The following is a 10,621-nucleotide window of genomic DNA, read 5'->3' as shown; positions in this document are numbered from 1 at the left end:
GAAGATCGGCACCCTCTTTGTGGTTTATCGCCAATCTTCTTGTATGATTGACTATATAAATAGCGTAATATCTTTATATTGTCAATTATTATTGTTTCCACAAGCAAGCAAAAGTCCTCGCGGCCTCTCTTCTGCGGTCGGGAGACTCAGGAAAGGTGTCAGGCGGCCATCAGGGAATGGGCGCGCGCTTCGGCGCGTTTTGCGTTGCTGTCGTCGCCCAACCCCTGGAACGCCCGCGCGACATAGCGCCAGTTCAAAGGGCTGGTCGGTTTCATGGCGCTGCGCTCGTTCGCCAGCGCCAAGGCGAGGTCGAACCGCCGGGCGCGGAGCGCAGCTTCCAACAGCGTCCAACCGATCACATCGCGCTGTGCGTAACTGCCACCGAGGCGATGGGTTTTGTAGCGCACCGGCAACAGGTGGTCGACGCAATCACCATAACGCTCGTCCTGGAAATCCTGCATAGCAAGGCAGAAGGGCATGCCAATCTCACGGGTCATGGCGACGTTGGCGTCGTTTGCGGTTTCCACGTAGCGCTCGTTCGCACCCAGCAAGGCGGCCTGCGCCTCGCGGCGACCATCTGATACGAAGGTCATCATGGCGTGCACGTCGTTGAAAGCATAAAGGGTGTCCTGGGCGGCGGGCTCCCAGCGATCTGCGAGGGCCCGCCAGCGGTCCCCGGTCTCGACGCCGAGCAGCTTCAAGCGCCATAGCAGGGCAGAGGCATCGAGTTCCTCGTAGCGATCGCCCTCATGCGCCGCCGATTGCAGGTGATTGTCGTATATCTCAAGAACGCGAGGGTGGTCCTGGAGATCAAGGTGATAGAGCGACGTGTGCCACCAGAGATGATTGGAGAAATTGGACGTACCCCAAAGATCGACGTGATCCTTCATGAAGCGGATACCGCCGGGCTGACGTCCGCGCATTTCCATGACGTGGGCGACGGCATGCACCGCATAGGGATGGTCCGGCCTCATGGCGAGCGCCCGGCGGCCCATTTCCTCGGCTTCGAAGAAGTCGCGATTCTCCTCCAGCCCGAAGGAATAGAATCCCAGCACGAACTCGTAGCCAGGCATGCTTTCGTCCCAGAGGTTGAAGACCCGGGCGACGCTGTCACGCTGGCCGGTTACATCCCCCAACAGTACATGCGTCAAGTGCACAAGCTGCAGGGCCAGCAGATCGCGCGGGAAGTGTGTCAAAACTTCCTCCCAACACTGCGTGGCCCCGTAGAAATCGCCGCGCGCCCAAGCCTTCAAGGCAGCAAGGTAACCCAACTCGCGATCGTTCGCGCCGTCGGAAAGCCGCTCAGCCGCGCTGATGGCCGCCAACATCTCGTCATAGACACGGGTCTCCATGGCCTGGGTCAGCCAACTTGCCTTGAAAAGGTGCCCCATGATGAAGTCCGGATGGTCGGCCAGCACGGCATCAATTTCCGCGATAGCATCCCCACGGAAAGACAGCGCACACTCCAGCGCGCGCTCCAGACCTTCGATTGCCGACGGACTGCCGCAGGACAGTGGCACGCCACGGCAATCCTTGCCTGCAGCCGACACGGTTCGTCCAGTCCCAGCGGCATTCATGGTCTTCTCCCTCCCCTGTCGAATCCTTCCCATAGGCTGCCAGCCAAGCGATCCTATAGCAAGTTACCCTGCGCTACCGATAAGGCTACAGTGGTGCCTGGAGAAACTGAAGAATTGGCCCTTCCCCTCGCCGCCCCTTTGAGTGAATTCTGGACCTCACAGAAAACCTGATGATGCGGACCGACCGAAATGGCCACAAACGAAGCGCCCAGCACCCTGAGCCCCAGCATCCTGAAACCCAGCGTCTGCCCACTGGATTGTCCCGACACCTGCAGCCTTTCGGTGACAATTGCCGAAAACCGGGTGACCGCGGTGCGTGGATCAAACGCTAACCCCTATACCGACGGCGTCATCTGCAACAAAGTCACCCGCTCCTATCCCGAGTTCGTCCATGGTAAGGGGCGGCTGACGCAGCCTCTCAAACGGGTCGGGCCACGCGGTAGCGGACGCTTTGAGCCCGTGTCTTGGGACGAGGCACTCGACCTCGTTCATACCGGATTATCAAAAGCCATAGCGCAGCACGGGCCGCAGTCCGTCCTGCCCTTCAACTATGCCGGACCGCACGGTGAGTTGGCTGGCGGCTCCATGGACCGGCGGTTCTTCCACAAACTCGGGGCGACCCTCCTCGACCGAGGGCCTCTGTGTGGCGCGGTGCGTGGCACGGCCTATCTCAGCCTTTATGGCCCTTGTCCCGGCATGCCCCCGGAGCAAGCGCGCGAGGCCGACCTCATCGTGGTTTGGGGCAACAACATCACAGTATCGAACCTGCATATGGCGAAGGTCATCAAGGAGGCGCGGGCTCAGGGCGCCAAGCTGGTGATCATCGACCCAAAGCGCACCCGCATCGCCGAGCAGGCAGACCTGTTCCTGCAAATAACACCCGGCAGCGATGTGGTGCTGGCTCAGGCCCTGGCAGCAGAACTGGAACGCCGTGGCGCACTGGACCAGGATTTCATCAGCCGCTGGGTAAGCGGCTTCGAACCCTACATGACCGAGGCGCGAAAGTACGACGCCGATAGCGTCGCCGAGCTCTGTGGACTTTCAAAAGAGCAATTCCACAGCTTTGCCGAGCGCTATGCCACCGCGCAGCGGGTCGCGGTGTCGCTTGGCAACGGCATAGAGCGTGGACACAGCGGTGGCTCGTCCTTGCGCGCCGCCATGGCTCTGCAAGCGCTGACCGGTAATCACGGTCGCCGTGGCGCGGGCGTCATCGCCAAGCCCGGACTCGCCTCGCCAAAGACGACTGATCGACTGCAGCGACCGGATTTGGTGCCCCCGGGCACGCGAACCTTCAACATCGTCGATGTGACCAACAAGCTATTGGACCGCGACCTCGATCCACCGGTCAGCGCTCTTTTCATTTACAACCACAACCCGGTCTGCACGCACCCGGACCAGAACCGCTTGAAGCGAGCCCTGATGCGTGACGACCTCTTCATCGTCGGCGCCGATATCGTGATGACGGATAGCATGGCCTTTGCAGACGTGATTTTGCCTGCGGCCAGCCATTTCGAGTATGCCGACGTCTACGGCGCTTACGGCCAAAACTATCTGCAGCGGGCCGAAGCCGTCATTCCGCCGGTTGGCCAATCGCTGCCGAACACGGAGATTTTCCGGCGACTGGCCGCTCGTTTTGGCTTTGACGATCCTCTGTTCCAGGACAGCGACGACGCGTTAATGGATGCAGCCTTCGACGCGACAGACCCTCGTCTGGGCGGGTTCCGGCCGAGCCAGATTCCCCTTGATCGGGCGCTGGAGATGACGACCCCGGAGGGTGAAGAACTGATCCTTTGCAAGACCGTTCAACCTGCGACGAAATCCGGTAAGATCGAGCTTTTTTCGGAGGACCTGGAGCGGCGCTACGGTTACGGCATTCCTCGCTTCGAAGCGGTGCCGCGCGATCTGCCTTTCAACCTGATTTCACCGTCTTCCTCGAAGCGCACCAACGCCACCTTCGGTGGTTGCGACGCCTCGCGAGGGCGCGAGCGTATCGAGATCAATCCCGCGGATGCCGCAGCAAAAGGGATTTCGGACGGTGATCTGGTCCGGCTGTGGAATACGCGCGGAGAAACCTTGCTGATCGCGCGGGTGACGGACGCCGTACGCCCGGGCGTACTCTATAGTCCAAAAGGAACCTGGATGGCGGCAGGGGCTTCGGGTCAGACGATCAACGCCCTGATTCCCAACGACATCAGGACCGATATCGAAAGAGGTGCCTGTTTCAACGAGACCTTCGTGGACATTGCTCGCGCCTGACTTGAGAGCGGAATTATAGATACCAGGCAAACTCGCGCGGAGACGGCTCCTCGAAAAAGGCTTCCAACTCCGCGCTCTTAACCTCGTGATAAATTTTCAGGTAATCCGCGCCCAGGTACCCTGGCAAGACCGTGGCCTGCGCGAGTGCCGCCAGAGCATCCCAGAACCTGAGCGGTAAGCTCGCGTCGACCTCGGAACCGGCATTGCCGCTGTGTTTCTCACCCGGATCAAGCTTGGCCACCAGGCCATGGTGGATGCCGGCCAGCACGGCGGCGGTGACGAGATAGGGATTGGCCTCCGCCCCGGCAATCCGGTGCTCCAGACGGCGGCTTGCGCCGTCGGACGCCGGCAGGCGAAAGGCGACTGAGCGGTTGTTCTCGCCCCAATCCCTGGTCACGGGCGTGAACTCATCTGGCTTGAACCGGCGGTAGACATTGATGTTGGGCGCGAAAATAGCCATGGCCTCGTGCATCGTCGCCTGCAGACCGGCTACAGCCTGACCGAGCCGCGTTTCGCCATCGGATTGCTCCGGATCAAAGACGTTGTGTCCCGCCTCGTCCAACAGGCTGACATGCAAGTGCAGACCGCTGCCCGACTGACCTGGGAAGGGCTTTGACAGGAAGGTTGCATCATAACCGAGCTCGCGGACAGTCCCCTGCACCGCGCGCCGCAGCAGGGCGGCGTGATCGGCGGCCAACAACGGGTCGCTCTGGTGTTCCAGATTAATTTCGAACTGCCCGGCGCCATACTCGCTAATCATCGTGGTAACGGGCAGATTCTGAGTCAGGCAGGACTGTTCGATAGCCTCCAGGATCGGCTGAAACTCGTCCAGTTTGGCCAATGATAAGACTTTGCCCTGCGCTTCGGGCGCACCGGTCAAGGGCGAATGAGCAGGTAAAGGCGCGCCATTCTCGCCCCGGTCCAGATCAATCAGATAAAACTCCAGTTCCAAGGCCAAGACCGGCGTCAATCCTAACTCCGAATAGCGCTCCGCGACGCCCTGCAAAACCCGGCGCGGATCGTACCAGAAGGGTTCTCCATCGCTGGCGCGAGTCAACTCACACAGGACCTGCGCGTAACTGCCGCCGGTCCAGGGCACAATCTGAATTCCACCGGGTAACGGTCGGGCGATTCCATCCGGGTCGCCGTCGGAAAAACCATGGCCCATGGGATCGGCGGTGTTACCCAGCACGTCAACCAACTGCATGGCGGCGCAGATTGGTGTACCCGAACGGTAAAGGCGCTCCATTTGCGCACGCGGCAAGCGCTTGCCGATGGCCTGTCCGCACAGATCAATCACGAAGGCGTCCAGGTGCGTGACCTCAGGATGGCGTGTGAGAAACTCCTTAAGCTCTTCGACGGTCGCATACATGGCGCTTCCTTCCCCGTTGCTGCGTCGGCAGCTTAGCCAGGGAGCAACCGGACAGGCAACAATACTGGGAATACCGGTAGAACCCAGCCGGCATTCTCGTCTAGCATCCGACAACAGGCGGAAGCCATCGGCCGGGGCTCATTTCATGAAACTCGTCAGTTACAACATTCAGTACGGATTTGGCGAGGACGGGCGCTATGAGCTTGCACGCGCCGCAAAGGTTGTCGCTGGCGCGGACATTATCGCCCTTCAGGAGGTCGAGCGGTTTTGGGAACGAACGAACGAGGACGATCAACCTGCGATTCTTTCCAGCCTACTCCCGGATTTTTATTGGGTTTACGGCCCGGCCTTCGACATGGACGCCAGTAAGCGCGGCAAGGACGGTCAAATCGTCAACCGCAGACGGCAGTTCGGAACGATGCTGCTGTCACGTTATCCGATCGCTTGGTCGCGGCTGCATCTGCTGCCGATGCGCAAGATGCTTCACCCCCTGAACACCCAGAACCCGGCTTTGGAGGGCTTGGTTCAAACGCCAGGCGGCCCATTGCGCATCCTCTCCCTTCATCTGGCTCATGTCGGCTCCGAGGAACGCTTGGAGCAGCTTGAGTTTCTTCTGGCCCGGCACCGGCGCGTAAGCCTTGAAGGCGGGCCTTGGAGCGGTAGCGATGACGAAACGCACCGCAACTGGACCAATGGCGAACCGGAGCCCGATTGCCCGACGGCGGCAATCTGGATGGGCGACTTCAACAGCGAGCCGGGAAGCCCGGAGTATGAGCGAGTGACGGGCAACAACCCCTATCATCCTGGCGCGTCCTACGTGGGCGGTTTCGTCGATTCAGCGGTGGCAACGGGACAAAATCCCTCGACGTTCACCAGCCACGAAGGCAAGGATGCCGAAGGACGGCTGCGGAAAAGACGGCTTGACTACTGTTTCGTCAGCGCCGAGCTCATGGGCAATGTCAGAAACATGTGGATCGATGAGGCAGAAGCCGCTTCTGACCACAAGCCAGTCTGGACGGAGATCGACCTGACATGACTGCGATCCAAATTCAGTTGTATGCAGGAAACAGTGGCGGAGCCAACGTTGATTGTTGTGGGGCCGATGCCGCCAAAAATTCCCTGAGAAGGGGAAAGCTCCGGAACAGAAACGACCCGGCTGTTAACTAGTACCGGCTTGAAATCTCGGCGGTTAGCCGTCAATCGGCAAAAGTGTGTATAATCTCACTGGGAGGAACTCCCTTAGGGAGGGTGATATGTCTACCACACGATTGAAGACTCGTGATGGTGACGCCGTGCCAACGGAGGCCATCGACGAGTTAAAGTCCCTTGTTCGTGGAGATCTGATTGTTCCCGGTAGCGAGCAGTATGAAACTGCCCGTCGAATTTGGAACGCTTTGATCGATAAACACCCCGGCGCCATTTTACGTTGCCATGGAACAGCAGATGTTTCGGCGGCCATCAAGTTCGCAAGCAAGCATGACATTCTAGTATCAGTGCGAGGCGGCGGCCATAATGTTGGCGGCCGCGCCGTCTGTGACGACGGTCTGGTGATCGACCTGTCCAGAATGCGTGCGATCTATGTGGACCCGACCAGCAGAACTGTCCGGGCCCAGGGAGGCGCGCTACTCGGGGATGTAGATAGAGAGACGCATGTTCACGGCCTGGCTGTACCACTTGGCGTCGTTTCCATGACGGGAATTGGCGGCCTTACGACCGGGGGCGGGTTTGGATGGCTTGCCAGAAAGTACGGCCCAACTTGCGACAACGTCATCGAGGCGGAAGTCGTCACCGCCGATGGCTCAATCAAGACCGCAAGCGCAGGACAGAACCCAGATCTTTACTGGGGTATTTGCGGCGGCAGCGGAAACTTTGGGATCGTTACATCGTTCCTCTACAGGGCTTATCCGCTTTCCACCGTACTTGGTGGAATGATCGCCTATCCCCGCGCCGCGGCGCCCAAGGTCCTGCGAGGTTATAGAGATATTATCCGCGATGCGCCCGATGAGCTTACAGTTTACGCCGCTCTTCTCTGGGGACCCGACGGAACGCCATTAACCGCACTGGTGCCTTGTTGGATCGGAGACGATAAGGAAGTTGGAAGGCAAGCTATAAAGGCGCTAACCGAGATCGACGAACCGCTAGTCGTTGACCTTCATGAAATGCCGTTCACCGCGATGCAGTCGATGTTGGACGCCGCCTACGGCCCCGGAAGCCGGAACTACTGGAAGTCTGCCTACCTCAGCGACCTGACCGACGATGCCATCGATACGATTGTGGAACAGTCCAAGGGCATGACGGTACCCGGCTCAGGTATCCTGATAGAGCACTGCACCGGCGCGACAAAATCAAAGGCGATGGGAGAGAACGCCTTCGCGCAAAGAGGCCAAAACTACTTGATCGCTCTTTTACCTCTATGGACTCGCCCTGCGGATGATAAGGCTCAGATTGCGTGGGCTAAAGCGGCTCATGATGCACTCGCGCCATTCGCGGCGGGCGGCACATATCTGAATTACATCGGTGCCGATGAGGACACGACGGTGATCGCGGCTTTTGGTGAGAATCTGGGTAGGCTGAGGGAAATCAAACGAACCTATGATCCGACCAACTTCTTCAGAGCAAACGCCAACATCGCGCCCTAAGAAGTGCGGAAACAAAGTCCCGGGTCTTTCTTCTATCGCTGATAATGAAGCGGTGGGAACCTCATTTGCGATGCTGGAAACGGTCGCATGCCGCGATTTGTCCGGTCTGTTGACGCACTGCGCCGTAACGTGCATCTCCCGAAATTCCGCACGCCCAATCACTGTCGTCCGTGTCGAGATAAGGCAGGGAGGGAAGGTGGTGGTGGAGACAGTCTGCTGCGAACCGCTCTCTACAGGATTTCCCTGATAACAGGGAAAATACAGGGAAAATTTGCCGTTCGGCTGGTTTTAACACGTTTCTCAGCGTTCTAACTCATTGTATTCGTGTTGTTTTATCTTGAAATTCCCTACTAGGCGGAACAGGGAATATTTTTCAGAAAACAGGGAAACGTTTTCCAAGATCAGGGAAAAATTGTAAGCATCCCGGGAGTGCACACTATTGGCTTAGAGGCCCATCCTAATCTGCTCTCGTTGACATTCCTGAGCGAGAAGAAGCTGGGATCTGGCATGCCAAGTTCAAGGTCGAACCTGTGCCACCACCGTGCAAGCTTCTCTGCTGTCGGGGCGGCGTAAGTCACACCCTTAATCTCGTGCTCCCCCCCAAAGGGTGCTTCTAAAGCCACCGCCTGATAAAAGCGGATAAATAGGTACATTCCGATCCTGCTCGCTGATCTCAATCCCAGGTAAAATTATGGAACTTAAGGGCGGTGGACTAATCGCAGCTAACCTTGCGAGCGAACACGGCGCCCGAAAACCGGACAAATTACAGCAACCAGGAGTATCCTGCCATGTCCAGAAAATTCCTATTAGTCTCTTCCCTTGCATTTGGATTGACGATGGCCGGCTGCGCGTCGGCCCCCAACTCCGGCGGGTCAGCCGATAGCGGCGCCATGATGGCCAAGAGCGGTCAGGCCCTCTACAGCGAACAACGCGGTGCCTATGAGGCCGCTTTGCGATGCCGAGGCCTGCATCCCAGCGATCAAGACCGATCTGAGTTGGGCGCGCTGCTTCGAGAGAGAGCTGGAGAGCCAATGCTTGCTGGCGTCGAGCTTTCGCTTATCGTCGAGGCCCAGCGCGACGTAGCCCGGCTGCACAGCGGCGGTGGCTGCAGTGGTCCGCACATAACCGAACTGCTCGGCGTCTACGACACGCAGCTTAGCCAGATCTTTTAAGGCCCAGGTTACTGTCAGGCCAACCTAATCTGAGCTGCGTTAACCCCACGCGAGCCGGGAGCTAGGCAGCAAGTGCCGCGGCATTCACCAAGTGCCGCGGCACGGCTTAGCTTAAAAAGATTTCGACTTAAGAAGCTTCATTTCTGGATGAAATGATTATGGACTATGGAATGTATTCGCGAAGAACTTAACCTCTGTAGACCTCTCGCATTGCGGAACCGCTGCGTGGCCTCCTCCTCAGCGCTGATTCGCGCGGACTCTATCGTCGAGGTGCCGTTCGCACCTTCCGGGCCATCACCCAAAGCCTTGACCTCATAGCTCGCTCTCTCCGCTTGCCATTCTCAACTGCCTACAATAACCCCCAGTGGTTCCACCACTAGCCGACGGTCTCGTCGCCAGCATCAAACTCGCGCTTCATGAAGCAGGAACGACATGTGCGGAAGAGCTAGCGGGAAGCAAGCCTTGGGCATAAGCGCAAGGCGGATGAGCTTTGAATTGATTTTGAGGTGTTTGAATAAAGAACGTTTTTCATGCGCACAGGATGAGGTCGGCGCAGCATTCTCGGCTGAGGTCAATTTCAAAAAAGGCCTGGCAGAACGCCTGAATGAAAGCCCATCATGAGGCTTGTCAGGCATATTCTGCCAGGCGACGTAACGTCTAATTCATCTCTAACTTTTACAAACTCTCAATGGAGTTCCGTGAGATTGACTGAACCTAGTCCTTCCACACTGGATCTCCTACATCGATGTCGTCCTTGTCGGTAAGCGCACCTGTTCCCGCACCCACTGCGGCGCCGATCAACGCGCCCTCGATCGGGGCACCAACAAGGGCACCACCAACCAAGCCTACCCCAGCGCCGATACCACCGCCGCTAAGGGCGCGATCTGATGTGCTGTTGCCGCACGCGCCCAATAGTAAAACCGGTACGGACAACGCAATAGCTAATGTGGTTCTTCTCATGACTTGAACTCCAATGGAAAAGGGTGAGAGAGGAAAGTCATCGTTGCTATCGATGGGAGATTCTCTACCTCTTACTTTCGACTTTATGGAGTCCATGAAACTCAAGATAGGGACGGAATCTACTCAGAGACGGAGGCGCGAAAGTTCTGAATTTTGGTCAAGGTCATTCTCGCCGCGGCGACTAGGAAGTCTCCGCTACCGCAATATCGATTGGTATCAGCACACGGCAAGCCGCATCGCTACGCCTAAGGCTACCGTCATAAAGGCTATTTCCTGGTGTTCGTGATCTGCTGCTGGGTTTAGCCCTTCAGTCTTTCGGCGCCCACGTGAAAAAAACGCGCACCCACCGATTGAGTACATTCCGAGGCTACTGGGCTTGGCAAAGCCGTGGGTAAGGTAGCAGTCGCAAATACCAATACCGTCATTTCACATACAAAAAGAGGTTGGTCATGTTTCGTAAGCTCATCTTGTCGATATTCTTCATGTCATTCACGATGGCGCTCAGCGCCTGCGGCGACACATGGCGTGGCGCAAAGCAAGACACGGGCGAGAATCTACAGAAAACGGGGTCGGCAATAGAAAATACAGGTGAGAAGATCAAACCGTGATCTCCGCCTTATACAGGCTCTTTATTGCTCTTGGCTG

8 protein-coding genes are annotated in these 10,621 nt (G+C 57.9%); 5 read left to right on the top strand and 3 right to left on the bottom strand.

The genetic code is table 11. From position 1 onward, the window contains the following. Positions 1–158 precede the first annotated feature (158 nt). The gene (locus ABIE63_RS13720; protein ID WP_354505054.1) at positions 159–1,577 is read right to left on the bottom strand and encodes a tetratricopeptide repeat protein; all 1,419 of its coding nucleotides are present in this window, start codon (positions 1,575–1,577) and stop codon (positions 159–161) included. Positions 1,578–1,766: 189 nt separating this feature from the next. Between ABIE63_RS13720 and ABIE63_RS13715 the strand changes: the two genes are divergently transcribed. After that, a complete protein-coding gene (locus tag ABIE63_RS13715) occupies positions 1,767–3,833 on the top strand; it encodes a molybdopterin oxidoreductase family protein (RefSeq protein ID WP_354505053.1) in 2,067 nt (688 codons plus the stop codon). A gap of 13 nt (positions 3,834–3,846) precedes the next feature. Here ABIE63_RS13715 and ABIE63_RS13710 read toward each other — a convergent pair whose 3' ends face one another. Next, a complete protein-coding gene (locus tag ABIE63_RS13710; protein ID WP_354505052.1) occupies positions 3,847–5,205 on the bottom strand; it encodes a glutamine synthetase family protein in 1,359 nt (452 codons plus the stop codon). Between the two features lie 145 nt (positions 5,206–5,350). Between ABIE63_RS13710 and ABIE63_RS13705 the strand changes: the two genes are divergently transcribed. The 3 genes from ABIE63_RS13705 (at position 5,351) to ABIE63_RS13695 (ending at position 9,016) form a co-directional block, all read left to right on the top strand. Further along, entirely contained in the window at positions 5,351–6,241 is an 891-nt protein-coding gene (locus ABIE63_RS13705; protein WP_354505051.1) for an endonuclease/exonuclease/phosphatase family protein, read from the top strand. A gap of 217 nt (positions 6,242–6,458) precedes the next feature. Next, positions 6,459–7,844 carry an FAD-binding oxidoreductase gene (locus tag ABIE63_RS13700; protein WP_354505050.1) on the top strand — a complete coding sequence of 462 codons (1,386 nt, stop codon included), beginning with the start codon at positions 6,459–6,461 and terminating at the stop codon, positions 7,842–7,844. A gap of 788 nt (positions 7,845–8,632) precedes the next feature. Continuing rightward, entirely contained in the window at positions 8,633–9,016 is a 384-nt protein-coding gene (locus ABIE63_RS13695; RefSeq protein WP_354505049.1) for a hypothetical protein, read from the top strand. A gap of 714 nt (positions 9,017–9,730) precedes the next feature. Here ABIE63_RS13695 and ABIE63_RS13690 read toward each other — a convergent pair. Beyond that, positions 9,731–9,976: a YMGG-like glycine zipper-containing protein gene (locus ABIE63_RS13690; RefSeq protein WP_354505048.1), complete on the bottom strand. Its 246-nt coding sequence runs from the start codon at positions 9,974–9,976 to the stop codon at positions 9,731–9,733. 449 nt (positions 9,977–10,425) lie between these two features. Between ABIE63_RS13690 and ABIE63_RS13685 the strand changes: the two genes are divergently transcribed. Then, positions 10,426–10,584, top strand: a complete 159-nt coding sequence (locus ABIE63_RS13685; RefSeq protein ID WP_354505047.1) for a hypothetical protein — start codon at positions 10,426–10,428, stop codon at positions 10,582–10,584. The last annotated feature ends 37 nt before the right edge of the window (positions 10,585–10,621 follow it).

It is taken from the genome of Limibacillus sp. MBR-115, assembly GCF_040549425.1.
Taxonomy (GTDB): Bacteria; Pseudomonadota; Alphaproteobacteria; order Kiloniellales; family CECT-8803; genus Limibacillus; species Limibacillus halophilus.
This window is presented reverse-complemented; position numbering and strand designations above follow the sequence as displayed.

What these genes read in the sequence shown, in the direction of transcription:
- ABIE63_RS13690 (WP_354505048.1), bottom strand. Translation starts at nt 9,976, where the DNA reads ATGAGAAGAACCACATTAGCTATTGCGTTGTCCGTACCGGTTTTACTA.
- ABIE63_RS13705 (WP_354505051.1), top strand. Translation starts at nt 5,351, where the DNA reads ATGAAACTCGTCAGTTACAACATTCAGTACGGATTTGGCGAGGACGGG.
- ABIE63_RS13715 (WP_354505053.1), top strand. Translation starts at nt 1,767, where the DNA reads ATGGCCACAAACGAAGCGCCCAGCACCCTGAGCCCCAGCATCCTGAAA.
- ABIE63_RS13695 (WP_354505049.1), top strand. Translation starts at nt 8,633, where the DNA reads ATGTCCAGAAAATTCCTATTAGTCTCTTCCCTTGCATTTGGATTGACG.
- ABIE63_RS13700 (WP_354505050.1), top strand. Translation starts at nt 6,459, where the DNA reads ATGTCTACCACACGATTGAAGACTCGTGATGGTGACGCCGTGCCAACG.
- ABIE63_RS13720 (WP_354505054.1), bottom strand. Translation starts at nt 1,577, where the DNA reads ATGAATGCCGCTGGGACTGGACGAACCGTGTCGGCTGCAGGCAAGGAT.
- ABIE63_RS13685 (WP_354505047.1), top strand. Translation starts at nt 10,426, where the DNA reads ATGTTTCGTAAGCTCATCTTGTCGATATTCTTCATGTCATTCACGATG.
- ABIE63_RS13710 (WP_354505052.1), bottom strand. Translation starts at nt 5,205, where the DNA reads ATGTATGCGACCGTCGAAGAGCTTAAGGAGTTTCTCACACGCCATCCT.